Origin of the sequence: Flavobacterium sp. LMO8, from assembly GCF_009495755.1 — a bacterium.
GTDB lineage: Bacteria > Bacteroidota > Bacteroidia > Flavobacteriales > Flavobacteriaceae > Flavobacterium.
Genome location: NZ_WIBJ01000028.1, coordinates 153,432 through 171,303 on the forward strand (window position 1 = coordinate 153,432; position 17,872 = coordinate 171,303).

18 protein-coding genes, 1 tRNA gene and 1 riboswitch are annotated in these 17,872 nt (G+C 30.0%); of the genes, 6 read left to right on the forward strand and 13 right to left on the reverse strand.

The features are described 5' to 3' along the window. Positions 1 to 27: 27 nt before the first annotated feature. Entirely contained in the window at positions 28 to 1,293 is a 1,266-nt protein-coding gene (locus GFJ94_RS05600; protein ID WP_153200589.1) for a Y-family DNA polymerase, read from the forward strand. After that, a complete protein-coding gene (locus GFJ94_RS05605) occupies positions 1,284 to 1,721 on the forward strand; it encodes a LexA family transcriptional regulator (RefSeq protein ID WP_153200590.1) in 438 nt (145 codons plus the stop codon). The genes GFJ94_RS05600 and GFJ94_RS05605 overlap by 10 nt, the downstream gene beginning before the upstream one ends. A gap of 52 nt (positions 1,722 to 1,773) precedes the next feature. Here GFJ94_RS05605 and GFJ94_RS05610 read toward each other — a convergent pair whose 3' ends face one another. The 7 genes from GFJ94_RS05610 to GFJ94_RS05640 form a co-directional block, all read right to left on the reverse strand. Next, positions 1,774 to 3,831, reverse strand: a complete 2,058-nt coding sequence (locus GFJ94_RS05610; protein ID WP_153200591.1) for a peptidylprolyl isomerase — start codon at positions 3,829 to 3,831, stop codon at positions 1,774 to 1,776. 99 nt (positions 3,832 to 3,930) lie between these two features. Next, a complete protein-coding gene (locus GFJ94_RS05615; RefSeq protein ID WP_153200592.1) occupies positions 3,931 to 5,196 on the reverse strand; it encodes a hemolysin family protein in 1,266 nt (421 codons plus the stop codon). A 7-nt stretch (positions 5,197 to 5,203) separates the two neighbouring features. Then, entirely contained in the window at positions 5,204 to 5,392 is a 189-nt protein-coding gene (locus tag GFJ94_RS05620; protein WP_153200593.1) for a hypothetical protein, read from the reverse strand. Between the two features lie 47 nt (positions 5,393 to 5,439). Then, complete coding sequence (lptC, locus tag GFJ94_RS05625) at positions 5,440 to 5,967, reverse strand: LPS export ABC transporter periplasmic protein LptC (RefSeq protein WP_238989442.1); 528 nt, start codon at positions 5,965 to 5,967, stop codon at positions 5,440 to 5,442. Positions 5,968 to 6,001: 34 nt separating this feature from the next. Further along, on the reverse strand, positions 6,002 to 7,363 hold the full coding sequence (locus tag GFJ94_RS05630) for a lipopolysaccharide assembly protein LapB (protein WP_153200594.1): 1,362 nt from the start codon (positions 7,361 to 7,363) through the stop codon (positions 6,002 to 6,004). A gap of 21 nt (positions 7,364 to 7,384) precedes the next feature. Continuing rightward, a complete protein-coding gene (locus GFJ94_RS05635; protein ID WP_153200595.1) occupies positions 7,385 to 8,650 on the reverse strand; it encodes a hypothetical protein in 1,266 nt (421 codons plus the stop codon). Then, on the reverse strand, positions 8,647 to 9,378 hold the full coding sequence (locus tag GFJ94_RS05640; protein WP_153200596.1) for a type III pantothenate kinase: 732 nt from the start codon (positions 9,376 to 9,378) through the stop codon (positions 8,647 to 8,649). Before GFJ94_RS05640 ends, GFJ94_RS05635 begins: the two co-directional genes overlap by 4 nt. 122 nt (positions 9,379 to 9,500) lie before the next feature. On the opposite strand from GFJ94_RS05640, the gene GFJ94_RS05645 reads away from it, so the two are divergent. Continuing rightward, positions 9,501 to 9,573 (forward strand) — tRNA-Phe (locus tag GFJ94_RS05645). A 323-nt stretch (positions 9,574 to 9,896) separates the two neighbouring features. Here GFJ94_RS05645 and GFJ94_RS12735 read toward each other — a convergent pair. Further along, positions 9,897 to 10,115, reverse strand: coding sequence for a helix-turn-helix transcriptional regulator (locus GFJ94_RS12735; protein ID WP_153200597.1), 219 nt, complete (start codon positions 10,113 to 10,115; stop codon positions 9,897 to 9,899). Between the two features lie 242 nt (positions 10,116 to 10,357). Here GFJ94_RS12735 and GFJ94_RS05655 point away from each other — a divergent pair, with 242 nt between their 5' ends. The 3 genes from GFJ94_RS05655 to GFJ94_RS05665 are packed head-to-tail and all read left to right on the forward strand — an operon-like array spanning position 10,358 to position 11,154. Continuing rightward, complete coding sequence (locus GFJ94_RS05655; protein WP_153200598.1) at positions 10,358 to 10,528, forward strand: hypothetical protein; 171 nt, start codon at positions 10,358 to 10,360, stop codon at positions 10,526 to 10,528. A 17-nt stretch (positions 10,529 to 10,545) separates the two neighbouring features. Beyond that, positions 10,546 to 10,983 carry a hypothetical protein gene (locus GFJ94_RS05660; RefSeq protein WP_162523798.1) on the forward strand — a complete coding sequence of 146 codons (438 nt, stop codon included), beginning with the start codon at positions 10,546 to 10,548 and terminating at the stop codon, positions 10,981 to 10,983. Positions 10,984 to 10,986: 3 nt separating this feature from the next. Then, complete coding sequence (locus tag GFJ94_RS05665) at positions 10,987 to 11,154, forward strand: hypothetical protein (RefSeq protein WP_153200600.1); 168 nt, start codon at positions 10,987 to 10,989, stop codon at positions 11,152 to 11,154. A gap of 30 nt (positions 11,155 to 11,184) precedes the next feature. Here the strand turns inward: GFJ94_RS05665 and GFJ94_RS05670 are convergent, their stop codons facing one another. The 5 genes from GFJ94_RS05670 to GFJ94_RS05690 form a co-directional block, all read right to left on the reverse strand. Beyond that, positions 11,185 to 12,627 carry a hypothetical protein gene (locus GFJ94_RS05670; RefSeq protein ID WP_153200601.1) on the reverse strand — a complete coding sequence of 481 codons (1,443 nt, stop codon included), beginning with the start codon at positions 12,625 to 12,627 and terminating at the stop codon, positions 11,185 to 11,187. Between the two features lie 103 nt (positions 12,628 to 12,730). After that, the gene (locus GFJ94_RS05675) at positions 12,731 to 13,030 is read right to left on the reverse strand and encodes an AlpA family transcriptional regulator (RefSeq protein ID WP_153200602.1); all 300 of its coding nucleotides are present in this window, start codon (positions 13,028 to 13,030) and stop codon (positions 12,731 to 12,733) included. 200 nt (positions 13,031 to 13,230) lie between these two features. Further along, positions 13,231 to 13,334, reverse strand: a riboswitch (SAM-I-IV-variant riboswitch). Positions 13,335 to 13,527: 193 nt separating this feature from the next. Next, entirely contained in the window at positions 13,528 to 16,728 is a 3,201-nt protein-coding gene (locus GFJ94_RS05680; protein WP_153200603.1) for a type I restriction endonuclease subunit R, read from the reverse strand. Positions 16,729 to 16,730: 2 nt separating this feature from the next. Further along, positions 16,731 to 17,327, reverse strand: a complete 597-nt coding sequence (locus tag GFJ94_RS05685; protein ID WP_153200604.1) for a mobile mystery protein B — start codon at positions 17,325 to 17,327, stop codon at positions 16,731 to 16,733. Next, complete coding sequence (locus tag GFJ94_RS05690) at positions 17,318 to 17,782, reverse strand: mobile mystery protein A (protein ID WP_153200605.1); 465 nt, start codon at positions 17,780 to 17,782, stop codon at positions 17,318 to 17,320. The genes GFJ94_RS05685 and GFJ94_RS05690 overlap by 10 nt, the downstream gene beginning before the upstream one ends. Between the last annotated feature and the right edge of the window lie 90 nt (positions 17,783 to 17,872).

A 17,872-nucleotide genomic window follows, 5' to 3' on the forward strand; every position in this document is an offset into this window, starting at 1 on the left:
TTGTGAAAGTTGAAGTAACTTTACAAGATGTATGCTTTAGTCGATTGTAATAACTTTTACGTTTCGTGCGAACGTGTTTTTCAGCCTCATTTGAATGGTAAGCCTGTCGTTGTTTTGTCTAATAATGATGGTTGTATTATTTCGCGTAGTAATGAGGCTAAAGCTCTTGGAATTTCTATGGGTGCGCCCGAATTCAAAGTTCAAGATGTAATTAAACAGCACAATATACAAGTTTTCTCTTCTAATTACGCATTGTATGGCGATTTGAGTCACCGTGTGATGAAAACACTAGAACATTTTACTCCAAATGTTGAGGTGTATAGTATTGATGAAGCTTTTTTGAATTTTTCAGGTCAAGATATTTTTGATTATCATGAATATGGTTTACAAATTCGGCAACGTATCATAAAGTGGTTGAGTATTCCTACGGGAATTGGTTTTGCGCCTACCAAAGCATTATCTAAAATCGCGAATAAAATTGCGAAGAAATTTCACGAAAGAACACAAGGGGTTTATGTAATCGATACCGATGAGAAACGAATCAAAGCCTTAAAATGGACTAAAATTGGCGATGTTTGGGGAATTGGTTTCCGATTAACAAAGAAAATGCAAGCGAAAGGAGTTTTAACCGCTTACGACTTTACTTTGCCTCACAACGAATGGTTTATTCGAAAAGAAATGGGAGTGGTAGGAATGCGTTTAAAATACGAATTAGAAGGTAAATCCGTGTTAGAGATGGAAGAACCAAAAGCTAAGAAAAATATAGCCGTAACTCGTAGTTTCGAAAAAGATATATCCGACTTCAATGAACTTAAAGAACGCGTAGTCACTTTTGCTAGTGTTTGTTCTGAGAAGTTGCGAAAGCAAAATTCCTGTTGTTATGGTGTGATTTTATATTTGAGCAAAGATAGATTCAAAGCAGACGGAGCAAAATATAGTTTTTATCGTTTGCAAACGTTGTCTTTTCCTAGTAATACTGCTTTTTCAATTAGTGGTTTGGCTGTAAAAATGTTGAAAGAATTATATGAAGAAGGCGCTATTTATAAAAAAGCAGGCGTGATTGTAACCGAAATTATTCCAGCCAACCAAAAGCAGTTTCATTTATTTGATGATGAAAATCCAAAGTTTCAAAAACTAATGGAAGTAATGGATGCTTATCACGAGAAAGTAGGAGAGCGTAAAATTCGATTAGCAACTCAAGATTTGAAACGCACTTGGAAAATGAAACAAAATCACTTGTCGAAACGATATACAACCAACTTTAACGAATTAATAGAAGTGCAATGCAAGTAAATCCTAAAATAACATTCTTTATTCCCGATTTGGAAAATCCTATTCCAACATCTTTTATTTCGGGTGGAATAAAAGCAGGTTTTCCTTCACCAGCTGCTTATTTTGAGGAGTTAAAATTAAGTTTAGATCATCTGTTAGTCAAAAATAGAGAAGCCACTTTTTATGCCAAGGCAAGTGGAAATTCCATGATAGGTGCAGGAATTGATGATGGAGATATTTTGGTAATTGATAGAAGTTTGGAACCGAGGAACAATGCTATAGCAGTTTGCCTTATTGATGGTGAGTTTACCGTAAAAAGAATCAAGAAAGATAATGGCGAAGTGTATTTAATGCCCGAAAATCCACAATATCAACCCATAAAAATAGAAGAAGAAAACGAGTTGATAATTTGGGGAATTGTAACCTATGCTATCAAACAAATGAAATAAAAAAAGAGGCTGATGAAAATCAGCCTCTTTTTTTATTTTTAGTCAATCGATATTAGAAATTAGCTCTATTATCTTTAATTTCTGCTTTGTCTTTTAAAGCGGTGTACGCTTTAGAAATGGCATAAGATTGATTTTGTGATCTATCTTGTGTAATGTAAGTAGTGTAACTTGGAGCTTCTGGAGCTTTAGTTACTGCTTTAGCTCTTACCATGAACATACCAGAATTTCCTTCAATAACTTCTGAAGTTTTACCAGCAGCTAAACCAAATGCTTTGCCAACAACTTTAGGTTCGTTACCAATATTTGGAAGAACTGGCATTTTTAAAGAAACTCCAGTAGCAGGTTGAACAGAAGCGCCAGATGCTTTAGCAACTGCTTCTAATGAAGAACCACTCATTTTTTTCTTGATAATTTCAGCTTTTTTCTGATTTCTGATGATTGGTTCAACAGATTGTTTTGCAATATCAATAGGTAATAAACCGCTTTCGTTTCTATCTTTTAATTTTGCAATAACAAAACCTTGAGGAACTTCAAAACGTCTAACATCACCTACTTCAGTATCTTTATTGAATGACCATCTGATAATTTCTCTTTGAGAACCTACACCTTGAACGTATTCGTCAGATCCTTTTAAGTTAGTAGCTGGAATTACTTCTAATCCTGATTTTTTAGCTAAAGCTGCAAAATCTGAATTTTCATTAGCATCTGCTTCTAATTGACTTGCTTTTGTGTATATACCATCAATTGTAGCTTCAGATGGTTGAATTTTTTGAGCAACAGTTCCCATTAAAACTGCATTGTATTTATCCATAACTTTGATTACGTGGAAACCATAGTCAGTTTCAACAACACCAATTGAACCAATAGCGTTATTAAATACATAATCATTAAATTGAGGAACCATTTGACCTGGAGTAATATTGTCATACTCACCACCATTATTTTTAGAACCTGGATCATCTGAGTTTGTCATCGCTAACATAGCAAAGTTTCCTGGATTAGCTTTTGCTTGAGTTAATAAGTCATTTGCTAAAGCTTGAGCTTCTTCTTTTGTTCTAGTTGCTGTAGACTGAGGAGCTCCTTTGTAAGCTAATAAAATGTGACTTGCTTTTGCGCTTGCATTTCCTTTTTTAGCAATCATTTTAGAAATACATTGGTGTCCATTGAAAACGTATGGTCCGTAAATTCCACCAACAGGTAAGTTGAATAATGCTTCTTGGTAATCAAGAGGTAAATCTTTTTTAGCTAAATAAGTTGAATCAAATTTAATGTCAGAGTTTGCATTAACAAATTCTCCAACATTTGCAACTGAATCAAATTTAACTCTAACTTCACCAATTGAAGATAACATAGCTTGCTCATCTTCTTTTGATGGTTTGTTTTCTACTAATACAAAGTCAATACTTGTTGTATTATCTGATTTGTATTTTTTAGGAGATTTTTTCATGAAATCGATAATCTCAGCATCAGTAACCTTAACTTGATCATCGTTTACAGTTGAGAAAGCAACCGTTACATAATCGAAATCTGCTTTATCGTTTTCTAATTTGTATTGGAATTTACCTTCAGCTTTAGTTGTATAAACACCTGATTTAATCATAGTGTTATACATTTGCTCAACAGCATATCTTTCAATATTTTTTTCAAATTCTTTCCATTGTAACCATTGAGTTTGGTCTGGAGCGTTTTTGATTCCTTTTAAAGATTCTTTGAATTTATTTTCGTCAAACTGACCAGCAGCATTCAAAAATTGAGGATTTTGAGCTAAGTTAGGATTTTGTTTGATAACGTTGATTAATTGTTCGCTACCGATTTTTAAACCTAATTTGTCAAATTCTTCTGTAAGGATAATTCTTCTAACTTCTTGTTCCCAAGCACTATTCATAGCTTGAGTTGTGCTAGTACCTTGTCCTTGTTTTTCAATCATAGCAACATTTTGCATAAATTGTTGTGCTTCAATGTCTGTGCCATTAACCGAACCTACATCGTTAGCTCCTGAGCTAAATGTGCCGCTTTGAATAACATCTGCTAATACAAATGAAAACAATGCTAAAGCAATGATAATAATTAGGAAGAATGAACGTTGTCTAATTTTAGATAAAACTGCCATTTTTATTTGTGTTTAATTTTTTTCAGAGGGCGAAAATACAATTATCTATTTAATAATAAAATAGTAAAGTCATATTTTACTTCAATTTTTTAAAGATTTTTATCTTTTTTCTTCTTTTATGGAAAAACGAACCAATTCGATTTTTTTATTACTTGCCGAATGGATGATAATTTCGAAATTTTCTATGATGATTTTTTCTTCATTTGTTGGAATTTCCTTGGTATGATTTACAATATAACCACCTAAAGTAGTGTACGAATCAGATTCTGGAATTTGCAAGTTGTATTTTTCATTTAAGAATTCAACTTCTAATCGGGCAGAGAATAAATAGGAGTCGTCTTCTATGATTTCATCTATTAATTCTTCGTCTAAATCGTGTTCGTCTTCAATTTCTCCAAAAAGTTGTTCAATAATATCTTCCACAGTTATAATTCCAGATGTTCCGCCATATTCATCCAAAACAACTGCGATACTTTTTCTTTTTTTGGTTAGTAAATCTAAAGCGTCTTTAATGTAAATCGTTTCTGGAATATATTCCACAGGAATCATGACACTTTTAATCGTTTTTGGTTTTTTGAACAATTCAAAAGAATGGACATAACCTAAAATATCATCAATAGAATTTTGATAAATAAGCAGTTTGGAATAACCCGTTTTTACAAATAAATCCTTCAATTCTGTAATAGGATCTAAAATATCAACGCCACTAATTTCGGTTCTTGGCGTCATAATATCACGCGCTTTCAAATCGGAAAATTCTAATGCGTTTTGAAAGATTTGAATTTCAGAATCAATTTCATTATCATGCGAAACATTGTTCATTTGTTCCGTAATGTAGTTGCCTAATTCAACTTTACTGAAATATTCTTGGACTTGATCGCCTGGAGTTTTAAAGAACGTTCTTAAGATAATATCTGAAATCCAAATGATAAATTTTGTTGGCCAAAAGAATAATTGGTAAAAGAAATAGCTAGGAACTGCAAAAAACTTAATAAAGGAATTAGCATAAATTTGAAAGAAAACTTTCGGAAGAAATTCGGCTGTTAATAAGATGATTGCTGTTGAAATTAAGGTTTGAAGCAATAATCCAAAAAATGCTGTAAATATGAAATAATCTTTGAGCCAATTTATGATTAATTCTCCTGAATAAATACCATATACTACCAGTACTACATTGTTTCCAACGAGCATTGATGTGATAAACTGTGAAGGTTTTTCGGTAAGTTTATTTAGGATAGAGGCATTAAAGTTTTGTTGTCTTTTCTCAATGGATAAATACACTTTGTTAGAAGAAACATAAGCGATTTCCATTCCAGAAAAGAAAGCCGAAAGCAGTAAACAAATTACAATAATGGCGATCTCCATTTAAGATTTACTTTTTTTGGTATTTGTTGTGAAAATGTCTTCTAAAGAAAAACATACCAAGTGCAACTGCAGCAATAACAAGGCTTAAGCCTATGTCGCTTAATTCTTTTCCCTCTTGATATTTTCTAAAAGCATCGTATAAGAAGAAAATTGCAAAAATTAAATAGATATATTGGATGAATTTTAAATACGCCATGGTAAAATAATTTTATCAAATGTAATAAAAAGGAAAATGCAAAACAATTATTTATCAGAAGTGTTTACTTCTCCACTACTTTGTTGCATGTTAAAAATTTTGAAGTCTTTACTGAAATCTACTCCAGGGCCTTCTAAATATCCACCAGCTTCGTCAGTGTATTTAAAATGTTTTTCGGTAAAGAACCATTCATTTTTTTGGTCAAAATACAATTGAGAAGTTTCTAGTTTTTTACTGTTTTGCGAACTTATGACAACATTTCCTTGCAGATCAATAATGTCTGTTTTCTTGTAAGAAATAGCATAATCTGCAACAACCGTAGTGGTGTTTCCTTTGTTGTCAAATAAGGTTACGTGAATGCCTTTTGGAAATTCTGTAAAAGGATTGGTAATATTACTATAGTCTAACATTTTTGGACTTTTCAAAATCGATTTGATTTTGCCAGAATCGGTGTATTTTAAATTTAAAGTGTCAGCTTCTCCAGTAGGTATAAAACTTGTTTCACTAAGTTGTTGCACCTTTTTGATGTCGCTTTCACATGAAAAAAACATAGTCACGATAAATATCGTGACCATGTTTAAAATGTTATTTTTAATGAATAGCTTCATCTTATAAACTTGGAACTACAATGCTCTCACCAACCCAACAGTTAAAAGCAATTCTTTGGCCTGCTTTTCCAGATTGAAAAATTTCTGTTTTAGAAGGAGCGGCAGCTCTATAGCTTGCAGCTGTTTTATTTGCTGTTGCTTTGATTGATGAATCAACTGCACCAGCTTTGTCGCAATATTGTGCTGCTAACCAGTACATCGCTCTTTTTTCAAATTGGTCGTTTCCACAATCATTGATGCTACTTCCGTATAATTGAGCAATTAATAAATAGGCTTTACCAAATGATGGTTTTACGGCTAATGCTTTTCTTGCATAAGTACGTGATTGCACTTTATTAGATTTGCTATACATCACCGCAATTCTGTAATATACATTTGCTTTTTTAGTGTTGTCTGTGAATAAGTCAGCAGCTTGATTGAAATAATCTAAAGCTTTAGTAGTATTTTTTCTTTGAATTTCTACTACACCTAACTGATACGCAGCTTCAGCACTTGGATTTAATTTATAAAGCGCTTCTGATATTTTTGAAAATATTGGATCAGAATCACATCCTTTTGCATCTAAACGGCTAGCGGCTCTTTTTAACCATTCCTCATTAGTTTTATTCAACTCAAATCCTTTTTGATAAAATGGAATAAGTTTTTCACAAGTAGACAATTCTAAAACAATGTTGTCCATGTCATTTCTAACATTTCCAAAGATTTCTAAACTGTTTTCAATTCTTGCTTTTCTTGTTTTTTCCTTGTCAGATAAAACTTGTCCAGCTTCTTCTCTTGTTAAGAAACCATCATTCTCTTCTGATAATTCTTTTTCTTCTTCGTCAAGTTTTTTAGAAATATCGTCATATTTATCAAATACTTGTTGTAATTCAACTCCTTTATTAGCTTTGTGGTTGTTTACTAAGATTTCAAAGTAAACATACATTGCTTTTGCATATTTGAAATTTGCATAATCAGTTTTAAAAGCATCATCCAATAATTGATATACTTCATCATTAGTACCAATTTTATTTTCAAATAATGCTAACCCCTTTTTCATTTTATTTCCAGCACCATTACCTGGAAAATGTTGATCGTGCTCATCGTATAATTTTAATAAATCACGAACATATTTCTCTTTATCTTGAGGTGTTGTTGCTTTTTCGATTTTCATTTTAACAGCTAATTCGCCAAAAGAGTAAATACTTTTGTGGAAAGAAGGACAATCTTTTCTCAAAGTAGTTAAATAGTCGTAAGCTGTTACATCTTTAGCTTTAACTGAAGTAGCCATTAAGCTTAATGTTTCAGTACAAGCTTCTGTGTTTTGTGCTTGAACAAAAAAACTAGCTGCTGCTATAAATAGTAAAGTTAATTTCGTTTTCATTTTTTCGGGTACTATAAATTATTAATTAATTTCTCTTTTTCTAAACCATAAATCATTTAACGAGAATCCTACATTTATATTAAAATAGTTTTCTTGAATTAAGTTTTGAGTGGTGGTTCCTTTTTTACCATATTCAAAACCTAAATTGATTTTTGATAATCCTACTGGCAAGCCTAATCCAAAATTCATGCCATAATCGTTTATGCTTTCATTTCTTATTACTAAGCCACTATTTTCATATCTAAAACCAGCTCGGTATGTTATTCTACTAAAGTAACTTGAAAATGAATCATATTTAGGAATAAAATATCCTCCAAATGCAATTCTTGCTGAATTTTCGTAAGTTACACCATCAATTTTACCAAAACGATTTGTTGTTTTGCTGTTTTCAGTAAAAGTAATTTCAGTTCCTAATAACCATTTGTTTTTAACTCCAATTCCACCACCTAAACTATATTTAGAAGGAATGACTAGTTTTTGGTCATCAACTGCGATATCTTCTGAAGGATTACTTATTAGTTCTTGTCCATTAACATTGTAAATAATTGTTGCAATGTTTCTGCTATTTTTTGAAGTTAATTTAGTTTCAGGGTTATATGTAAAACTTGCGTATAAGTTTTTATTATTTTTTAATTTTGTGCTATAAAATAAGCCAGCGTTAAAAGAAAGCCCTGTTATGTTAGAAATGTTTTTCTCTCTACTTCTTAATTGTAAAATAAAAGGCGAATAAATACTTTCTACATATTGTGACTCTATCTCACCAAAGTTATAATTTACGTTAATTCCTACACTAAAATTTTTATTAATTGTATATCCTGTTCCCGCAAAAAGGCTATTAATGTTTCCATTTCCAGTAGATCTTTTGTTTCTTTCTGTGTTGTCAATAATATTAAATTCTGTATTTTCAATTTTATATCCTACAGCGGAATAAGGCATTAAGCCAAAAGACACGCCAAACTTTTTTACTGGAAACCCAATTGCTATATAATTTAAATTAGTGCGTTGAGATTTTTCACTTACATTATCTGATTTAAAAGTTGTAAAATTAGATGTAGATCCTATCGCAAATGTGCTAAACCTTAATTTTGAATAAGATGCCGGATTTAAAATATTTAAATGAATACTGTCAGCAACAATACCTAAACCTCCTATGGATCTTATCTCTTCAGTTCCTTTAAATTTGATTTCTCCAAGACCATAATATGAATAAGGTGATGCTGTATTGTCTTGAGCCCAAGAATTTATAGATAAAAATATACTAGCTAATACTATAAGTTTTTTAATCATTTTTGATGTATGTATAGTGATAATAAGTTCAAACTTTCTAATAAGAAATTTGAATTGGCAAATATGGTGCTTTTTAATCTTTTAGCCAAAAAATCTGCGTCTCCTCCTGTTAAAATTATTGTTAAATCTTGATTTTTAAGAGAATATTGTGAAATAAACCCTTCAATTTCAAAGATTACACCATTGATTATCCCACTATGAATGGCGTTTTTTGTACTATTTCCTACAAGATTAAAATCTTCGCTTATCGATAATAATGGCAATTTTAAAGTGTAATTGTTTAAACTCTTGTATCTAATTTTAATTCCAGGTGAAATGGCGCCTCCTAAATATTGATTTTTAGTATTTACAAAATCGTAAGTAATACAAGTGCCGGCATCAATAATTAATCTATTTTGATTGGGATACATTAAGGTTGCGCCAGCGGCTAAAACCATTCGGTCAATTCCTAAAGTTTCTGGGGTTGCATATAAATTGGTAAAAGGAAACTTCGATTTGTGGTCAATAATTTCTGTTGGGAATCGATTTTGAATAAATTCTATCACTTCTTCATCTAGTTTTCCAACTGAAGAAAGGATGATTTTTTGAAGATTGGGATATTTTTGAAAAATATTTTCAAAGTTTTTAAGCGCTTCATTTGTTTCAAAAATAAAAAAGTCAAGTTGCTTATTGTGTTCAAAGACAGCAACTTTAATTCTTGAATTTCCAATATCGATTGTTAAAATCATGGTTTTGTTTTATGAAGTGCAAATATACAAATTGATTTTTTTTATTATTTGTTTTGGAAAATATAAAAATCGTTCTATATTTGCACCCGCAATCAGCAAGCAGTAATGCTCTAAATTGTAAAGGTACCTTAGCTCAGATGGTAGAGCAATGGACTGAAAATCCATGTGTCCCTGGTTCGATCCCTGGAGGTACCACTTTTAACCCTTAGAAACATTAAGTTTTTAAGGGTTTTTTGTTTTTAGGGTGTTTCACAGGGTGTTTTTAAAATCAATGAGGCTTTAATTAAACCTATTTGAATCTAATTGTTTATTTTGTTACTTAGTTTTAGATTTTTCCAATTATCACATTAAGGGGGGCGTACATAAATCACCAATTTTTAGTATAATCTACTCGGATGGAAGATTAAGACTGTTATACGCTTATATATTTTTGATTGTTATTCTTTATTATTAAATAAGGAACTTTGTATTTAATTGGGATTTTTGTTTTCTATTATTATGTAAGTCACATAAAGTGGTTAGAATAAATCCCTCATATCTATTTTTAATACTTTGCACAATCTGTAAAGAGTGATTATTGAAGTGTTAATTTCTCCACGTTCAATCCTTTCTATCTGATTTCTTGGTATGTTTGAGTCAAAAGATAATAGTTCTTGCGACAGATTTAGTTCTAATCTGCGTTTTCTTATTTTTCCTCCGAGAGTTTTGATTATTTCTTTTTCTTCATTTTCTACCACGAAATAAAATTCAACATATAAAACAAATTAAACAGACACATATTTGTGTTATATTAATTTTTTTACTAATATTTGTAAAATTAATTTGTGTTTACGGATTTTCGTAAGGATTCTGATTGAACACTTCATAAACTCGTATAATTTTAAATATTACGAAAAAAGTTATTTTTATTTTTGCTTATCTATTAGTCTTATCGTGTTCGTCAGATGATTCTACTAATACTTGTAATTGCAATGAAAGATTGCAAACATCAACTCCTTCTAGTAACTATACAGAATGGGTAAATGAAAGTTGGGAATATTTAGAGAACATTGATTGTTCAAGAGATGGAGAAATAACAGATTCTTGGGACTATGACCAAAACGGGTATGGAGTTGTAGTAAAAGGGCGTAAAATAATAGATTCTAATTAATTTTTAAAATATAATTTATGATAAGAATTATTTCTATAATATTTCTCACAACTATAATAATTAGTTGTTCAAACACAGACGATAACAACTCCTCTAGTGGTTGTTTAAACCCTCCTAGCTGGCTATTAGGTTCATGGGTGCATTATTATAGCAATGGAATGGAAACTTATATTGACAGTAAAATAGTAATAACAAATAATGATGTTGTTTATTATGATTATCAAAGTGATGGTAATTTGGCTAGCACGCCTTTAAGTGTAAAAGATTCATATTGTGCAAACAGTAGTTTATATATTGTAAATCAGGAATCTAATAATGAGTTTTATATGTGGAATTATACTTTTGGCAGTACTATTGTGTATCATTATTTTTACAAATTGAGTAGTACTTCTTTTAGTTATGATAATTTTGCTTCTGGAGCAGACCCAGATGGCTATGTTTATGTTAAAGAATAGATTATGAATTATTTTTTATATGTTTTTTTGCAAGCAAGTGTTTTGACTGATTTAAGAATGGAGGAAGAAGATTCAGAACCATTTGGATTTTTTGATTTAATAAAAATTGGATTTTTTATTTTTCTTCTAATTTTAATTGCTTCATTTTTTGATGATAAGAAAAAGAAATAAAAAAACCCGCTTTAATTGGCGGGTTTGTTTTTAGCTAGCTTGCTTTATTTGTTTATAAGGATTAAGATATTCAATTGTTAAATTAGGTGCTATGCCAAACAATTCAATAAATTTATTTTGCATAAAAGTTTTTAATTCTTCTGCATTACTAGAAGTGGTTAATAAACAATCATGTATTGTGTAAACAGGAACCTTTCCTTTATACATTACGTCAAATTCTCTAGCAATATTATCAATCATAACTTTTGCTTCAAACTGAAAACATAAATGAGAAAGTTTTTTATGTCTTTCTTTTTTGCTGTATATCATTGTTTCTGAATCTTTATATTGGTTGGCATTTTTATACTCATTAATAAATTTATGAATACTTGGATATAACTCTTTAAAAACAAGCTGTTCAAAATGATATTTACTCGTTTTTGCAAATAGCATTGAAAGAAATCTTCTTTTAGCAAATTTTTTTAAATCTTTTAATTCTTTTAAATCTCCATCAAAATAATACCCAAACATTTCTTTAAATGCAAATTGATAATATTTAATTACTTTATTAAATTCTATTCCTTTTGATTCATAAAAATCTTGATTCAATAACAGTTCACTAAATTGCTCATACAACTTCCCATTAATTATTGACTCTCCAAAATCGTTAAGCTCAGTTTTTTCTATATCTCCCGTAACTTCATCCAACATATAAATGAATAGATTAGAATTACTATAAGAAAAATTAGTTAGATAGGTTAGGTTGTTATCTAGATACATTCTCATAACTAAATATAGAATAAATGGGACTGCAGAGGAAATGTCAATTTCGGATAAATTTTCCTCTTCGTACTGCAAAAACTGTCTTGATTTTTTTGACAATCTTGTTAAATTAGAATGTACTCTTCCATCGGTACGAGATTTTAGAGTTAACTTAAATTCACCGTTCATAAAATTTACTAATTCTAGGGCGTTTTTAAGACCTTTTTTAGTTTCAAAAGAGTTTGTCATCTCAATTGCTTGAAACGGCTCATAAACCGATATTTTTTTGTTTTTGAAAAATTTCAACAGGAAATAATAGTGTTTCCTAACTTGCTCATTAATTTTATTTTTTACAAATATTGATTTGTATTTATTTATCAATTTGTAATCGCTAATTTCATATAACTCAAAACCGTTATTAAAAAAATAATCGGTTAATTTATATCCAAAAGTACTGCCTTTAGAATATCTGTATCCTTTAAGTATGTTTCCGTGACCTAAATAATTTTCTAATAAAAATTTAATGTATTTGTTATAATCGTACCCAATCATTGATTGCAACATTTTTGAACTTAAACGTACTTCGTTTGAATTGTTCTTTTTATTGGAGAGTTTAATAACTAAATAGATAATTAAATAAGCTTTATCAAGGTTAAATTTAAAATCAGGTTGATATATATCTACAAGATTTTCAAGGTTCAGTTTTTTTGGTTTTAATATGTAATATTTCATTTTTTTAATTTTTGAAAATAGTTATCCTAGCGAGGGTTTCACAACGCTTGAATATTGGTTAATAATTTAATTGAAATTGCGCCTGAAAATGGCTAGAAAGAGTTTATGCGACTGAGTTAAGTTTGCAAATCACTTCGCTTTTAAGATAATAAACCCGATTGCCTATTTTCTTGTTTTCTAATTTTTTATCTCTATTCCATAGAAATAAAGTAGTCTCCGAAACACTTAGAAGTTCAGCGGTTTCTTTCCTTGTTAATAAATCTGATTTACTTTCAGATTCTTTTGGATTCAATCTGATTGCATCATTAATCTTACTCATTTCTTCTTTTACTGCTTCTTGAATAAGTTGTTTTAAATCATTTTTACTGATTTGAATTAAAATATTTGGATTTGCTTCTGTCATATATAATGTTAGGTTTTATTAATATTGTTTTGTTGTGTAATTTTGACTTAAGTCAAGTTATTTTAAAAACAATAATTCACACCATTCAAGTACAAATGAATTAAAATAAAAAAACAAACCTTTCAAGTTTGTTTTTAAAATAGTAAGATTTGAGAATAAACTGTTATTTATTCTTTTACGGAGAAAGTAATTTTTCATAGTATTTAAGATTTATTTGACTAAATGTCCGCATCATTGAACCACCTTTTAAATCCCAAGATAAACAGGTTGGTGAGTGTTGTTAACACTACTCTAACTGATATAATCAGTTTTTAGATACTGTATTTATTTTGCAAATATAGTAAAAATAATCGAATTACACAACATTTTAACTGTTAATCTGTCAATTATTTAATAAATACTTGTATTTGTTTGGTTTGTAATAGCTAGATAATTAAGTATTTTCACATCTCAACAACTATTTATTTTCTTTAATTCTACTATTTATACTTAATAAATTAAGCTACACTATTAAAATTCCCATACTGCGTTTTAAAGAAATCAAATAAAAGCTCTGTTTTAACTGCTATATCTCCATCTTCATAAGTTGGATATGGTAACAGCTCAAATAGATAATTATTAATCGACTTTTTTACAGCCGAAGAAGTCTGAGTTTTTGAAGCCCATTGGGTTACTTTAAATTCATTTTCCTTTAAACTATTTAATAATTTAATTGCTGTTTCTCTTAATTGCACTTTTTCTTTATCTGTTACTTTCTTCCCTGAATTTAATAAATCAAAAACTGCTAATTCATCTTCTGTAAGTTCTTCTTTTTTAGCTCTTTTTTCTTCTTCAGTAAGTTCTCCAAATAGTTTAATAAGTTTGTCAAATAGCTCTTTTACTGAGGCATATTCTTTACCTAAATTATATTGTTCTATAATTTCTTGATACTTTTCGTAAAAATCAACTCGCAACGGATTTTGTGCCAATAGTTTTTCTAATTTTTTATTGATGCGGTCTTTTAATTCCTGAACCATGATATTTTTTCTTGTTTCAGGTTTTAAAAACTCTTCTTGTATTTTTTGAAAATCCAAACCGCTTAAATCAATCTTTGTTCCATAGCTCTCTGACTTTTCCATTAAAATATCAAGAGTGTTTATAGACTCATTTACTACATTTTGAATTTTAGCAATCAATGGTGTTATATCTGCCTCATCTATATTTTTGGTCATCATAGAATAGACTGCATTAATAGCGTCTCTTTTATCTCTGAAAGAATAAATAGATTCATCAGGCATTAATGCTTTGTATTTTTTAAATACTTCTCTAGCCAATACCCCAAATTTATTTCTTGTTTCATCACTTATACAAATAGCATCGTAAGCATCCTGAATGTATTTAATTCGATATAAATTATCTTCAGCATCAATAATTAATTTTAAATCAAACTTACATTCATCTTTTAAGAATAATTCTGTAGCTGTTATAGTTTCGTCTAACTCCGCTACTAAATCTTCTAATGGTTTTATTGGTGTTTCAGGCTCTCCAGGTTTTGGTTCACCTTTTCCTCCGCTACTGCCATATACTGCTAAAGCTTCTAATAAAGCTTTGTAGGTTTCTATATAATCTACAATTAAACCGTTGTTTTTACCTTCGTGGACTCTATTTGCTCTTGCAATGGTTTGCATTAAAGTGTGGGATTTTAAAGGCTTATCAATATACAAAGTAGATAAACTTTTTACATCAAAACCTGTAATCCACATGGCGCAAACTATAGCTAAACGAAACGGATTTTCTTCTTCTTTAAATTCCTTTTCAAGGTCTCGAGTATTCATTTTTAGGCGGTGTGGTTCTATATCTAAACCCCAACCTCTAAATTTATCTATTTCGTTTTGTTCACCACTTACTACAACTGAAATTTCAGTTTCTTTTGTCCATTTTAACTGATTTTGAGCAACTATTTGCTCTTGCAGTTCTGTTATATTGTTTATCTCTTTTTCTTTCTCTAAAACGTAATTATTCCATTCTTCCGTAATGTAATTATACATTTTAACAGCAGTAACTTTATCTAAAGCCACAAATAATGCTTTTCCTTTATAACCTCTGTTATTGAAGTGATAAACAACATCTTTTGCAATAGCTCTTAATCGTTTTTCAGCCGTTAAAATTGGATATTCTCTTTGAAATAATCTTTGCAATTTATCTCTTTGATCATCATCTAATTCTTCTTGCTCAATTGCCTCTCTAATTTGATCATTAATTTGTGGATTATCTAAACGAAGTTTTTCTCCTCTGTTTTCATAATATAATGGAACAGTAGCTCCGTCTTCTACTGATCGTTTAAAGTCGTAAGTAGAAACATAATCTCCAAAAATTCTTTTTGTTAATTCATCATCTTTGAAAAGTGGCGTTCCTGTAAATCCAATGAAGGAAGCGTTTGGTAATGCTTGACGTAAATTCATTGCCAATGAACCGCCTTGTGTTCTATGAGCTTCATCACTAATTACAATAATGTTATCACGTTCTGTAATTACTTCATCAAAATTAAATTTATGGATCAATGAAAATATATAACGTTGATCTGCTTTTAAAAGTTCTTTCAAATTATCTCCACTAGTAGCTTTTACATTGGCATTTGTGACCGCTCCAACTCCTGAGAATGTAGCATATATTTGATTGTCTAATTCGGTTCTATCGGTAATTAAAAGGAAGGTATAACCACCGCCCAATTCTCTTAATATCTTTTGACATAAAAAAACCATAGAGTAACTTTTTCCTGAGCCTTGTGTGTGCCAAAATACACCTAGCTTTTGCGCCTCTTCTTTAGTTAACAATCCTTTTTTGTAGTCTTCCTGTTGTTTTTTAAAATGTTGAACTGCTTTGTTTACACCAATAAATTGATGGTTACGAGCCACTAACTTTACTATTGAACCTATTGAATTATCAAATAAAATAAAGTTTTCAAAAAGGTCTATAAATCTTGATTTTTCGCAAACTCCTTTTAGGATAGTATCCAAACTAATAATTCCTTCCTCATTTTCTTCAATTCTTTTCCATTCGTGAAAATGTTCAAATTTTGAAGTAATTGCTCCAATAGTACTTTCAAAACCGTTACTTAAAATAATAACAGCATTAGTATGAAACATTTTAGGAATTACATCTTTATAGTCTTTTAAGTTGGTTTCAAAAGCTACTTTTAATTTTCTGTGGTGTGCTTTTAATTCTATGAATAACAACGGAATTCCATTAACAAAACCTACAATATCAGGTCTTCTTCTTCTTTTAGATTTTCCTTCTACCCATAATTGTTGAACAGCAATAAAATTGTTGTTTTGTGGGTTTTCAAAATCAAAAACTTTTATTTTTTTGTTTCGGATAATTTCTCCTTTGTCGTTTTTAAAAGTGACAGGGATTCCTTGTTTTAAAAAATTATATTTTTCATGGTTTTGTTCGGCAATAGCCTTAGTAACATCATCTTCATTAATGAGTTCAAAAGCTAAATCATAAGCTTGTTGTGGCAAGTTTGGATTTAGTTTTTTTATGGCTTCAAAAAACCGTGCTTTTAATAAAACATCAGATTCTGACTCTCTACCTAAAGTGCCATTTACACCAAAGGTTTCGCCTTTAAAAACATTAGCAACTTCCCACTGTAATTGATTTTTAAAAATATCAATACAAGTTTGCTCTATTAATTGGTCTTCTGAATAATTGTTACCCATAGTTATGATTTTGCAAAGTCTATCAATGGTTGATAGTTTTGATTGTCGGCTTCTCTTAATGCTTTAATATAGTTTTCTCTTGTTTCGTTTGCCTTTATTAAGTTCCCTTTTCCCCAAGAAAAATAATTATCGTCGTATAATTTGCTCATAATTAAATCGGCTATTAAACGAGAATGTCTTCCGTTTCCGTTTGGAAAACAATGTATACTTACTATTCTATGTTTAAACCGAATAGCTATTTCTTCTTTTGAATAGGTGTTGTTTTGAAACCAAAACAAAGCGTCGTCTAGTAGTTGTTTTAATTCCATTCCTATACGATAGCTTTTTATACCAATATTCTTTTCCGAATTTCTAAAATTTCCTGCCCATTTCCAAACATCGTTATACATTTTCTTATGTAAATCTCGTACAAACTTTTCGGTAAACAATTGTTCGGGTTTTAATTTTAAACGAAAAGTCCATTCAATTGCTTTTTCAATATTAAGTTGCTCAAATTCGTCTAACTCGCCACGAGTAGTAATAGAAGGTATTTTTAGTCCTTCCATTTCCTCCTCACTTAATGCGGTTTGCCCATCTATGTACTCTATTTTTAATCCCATAAATACTTAGGCATTTCGTGTTTTATTTCTGCTGTTTTTTGAGCAATAGCTTTTTGTATGCGTTCGTTAGAATTTTGCTGGTCTTCTAAAGTCATTGTAGTATTTGTACGCATAACAATTTCAACTGCTAACTCCTTTGCTCGTTTTTCAATCATTTGTTCTAACGATTCGTGTTTTGAAACAAAACCATACACCAACTGCATATCTAAAGCATTAGCCACTTCTCTTAATGAATTAATAGAAATAGTACCATTTACTTCTCGTTCTTCTATTTGCTTGATGTTTTGAGCCGAAAAATTCATGCGGTTTCCTAATTGACGTAACGACATTTTTAAAGCAATACGCACCATATTTACCCAACCTTTTGGTGGCGGCACGACCGCTTGTAATGGCTTTAGTGTAGCTATTTTTTTGTTGGTTTGCTCTAAAAGCAATTGTTGTTTTGTGTTTTTCATCAATCTTTAGCTTTAAAATAATAACACAAATTTAAAGTTATAACTTGAATTAAGCAAATTATTTTTAAGCTATAGGTTTAAATAATAAAA